Source organism: Streptomyces misionensis (assembly GCF_007896895.1).
In the GTDB taxonomy this organism is placed as follows: domain Bacteria; phylum Actinomycetota; class Actinomycetes; order Streptomycetales; family Streptomycetaceae; genus Streptomyces; species Streptomyces misionensis_A.
In genome coordinates this window covers 50,781-52,588 of sequence record NZ_VOGW01000133.1, presented here as the reverse complement: position 1 = coordinate 52,588, position 1,808 = coordinate 50,781, and the positions used below count along the sequence as shown (strand labels likewise).

1 protein-coding gene is annotated in these 1,808 nt (G+C 77.4%); it reads right to left on the bottom strand.

Annotation, left to right across the window (positions count from 1 at the left end; all coding sequences use genetic code 11):
• Positions 1-262: 262 nt before the first annotated feature.
• Positions 263-1,390: an alpha/beta hydrolase gene (locus tag FRZ03_RS23860; protein ID WP_146467197.1), complete on the bottom strand. Its 1,128-nt coding sequence runs from the start codon at positions 1,388-1,390 to the stop codon at positions 263-265.
• Positions 1,391-1,808: the final 418 nt, after the last annotated feature.

Here is a 1,808-nt window from a genome sequence, read left to right as displayed (position 1 = left end):
GGTTCACAGCTCTGGGGGCGGCGGCCAGGGGTCGAGGTCGGACGAGTCGGAGCCTGGAGTCGCGCGGGATACGGGACGTCACAGGAGCAGTCTTCCGGTTGACGGTCCGAAAACCCAAACGGAATGTCACGGCGGGCGACGGGGCTGGCCAACGCACCGGGTTCCACAGGGGCCGGGCGGGCATGTTTCGGCCAATCGCACGACGACAACCGGAACGGCCGGAGTCGTGGCACGCGCGCCCGGCTCGCCCCGGCGTGCGCCGTCACATCAGCGGGGTGAGGAAGCGCCGCAGGCGCTCCTCGTACTCCTTCGGGTCGGGGTTCCACATCGCCGCGTGCGGGGCGCCGCGCACGGTGTGCAGGGCGACGCGGTCGGGGCGGCGCTCGGCGAGCATCCGGGAGAACTCCCAGGGGGCCACGGTGTCGCCGGGGCCGTGGATGATCAGGGTGGGCACGGCGAGCCGCTCGGGGTCGATGATCTCGGCGACCCGGTCGGCGTGCAGCCCGGCCCGGCCCTGTGCGGCGCGCACCGCGAGCGGCAGCAGCGGGGGCGGGGTGTGCCGGGCGCGGGCGAGGGCGCGCAGCGTGGCCTCCCAGCTCAGCACCGGGGAGTCGAGGACGAGGCCGGCGATGTGGTCGCGCACCGCGGAGTGCTCGGCGGCGCGCAGGGCCATGGTGGCGCCGGTGGACCAGCCGAGCAGGATGACGCGGCGGGCGCCGTGGCGGACGGCGTGGCGGATCGCCGCGTCGACGTCCCGCCACTCGGTCTCGCCGAAGTGGTTCAGGCCGTCGGCGGGGCGTGGGGCGCCGAGGTCGCCGCGGTAGGCGAGGGCGAGGACCGGCAGGTGGCGGCCGGTCAGGAAGCCCATGAGGTTCATGGCGTGCTCGCGGGTGGTGCCCAGGCCGTGCACGGCGATCACCCAGACGTCCCGGCTGCCGGGCAGGAACCAGGCGGGCAGCGTGCCGAGTTCGCCGGGCACGTCGACGTCGGCGTGGTCGAGGCCGAGGGCGGTGCGCGGGTTGCCGACGTAGAGGTTCGGGGTGAGCCACACGGAGTCGCCGGGGGCGAGGGTGCCGTGCGTGACGCGGTCGAGGCGGCGCACGACGGTGTCGGCGGTGTTCCGGGCGCCCGTGAGGACGGGACCGACCACCGCGTGGGAGCCGTCGCCGGCCAGGCCGTAGGAGCCGGGGCGCAGGGAGGCCAGGTCCCGGGTGAGGGTGATCTGGCCGGCGGCCGTGCCGTGCACGGTGAGCCGGGGCTCGGTGGGCAGCGGGCGGCTGCCGGTGGTCTTCAGCGCGGCGTCGCTGGCGAGCCGCCCGGCGGCCACGGACGCCATGCCGGCGGCGAGTACGGCGGTGACTGCGGCGGCGGCCGCTTTGACGGTGCGCACCCCACCAGTGTCCGGGCGGCCCCGGGGCCCGGCCAGCGGAGACGGCGAGGGGGGTGACGGGCGCGGGGACGGGGAGGACCCAGGCCCCACCGGGAAACCGCCCCCTGTCCGGCCGGCGGCCTGACCGCCGGGGTGCCGGTGGCCGCCGGGGAGCGGGCCTGCCTGACCGCGGGGGCCTGCCTGACGGCGCGAGGCGAGCGGACCCACGAGGCGCCGACGAGGTGAGGCGAACGGCCCCGCGAGGCAGCGGCGCCGGACCAGGGCGAACCAATCAGCGAGCCCTTGCGGGGCGACCGGGGCGAGCGGGCCGGCCGGACCCTGGCGCCGGACCGGGGCGAGTCGGTTCGTGAGATGGCGGCGGGCCTTCGTGAGCGGGCTCGCGCCGCGGCGGCCGGGCGCGGCGGCCCGGGCCGCGAGC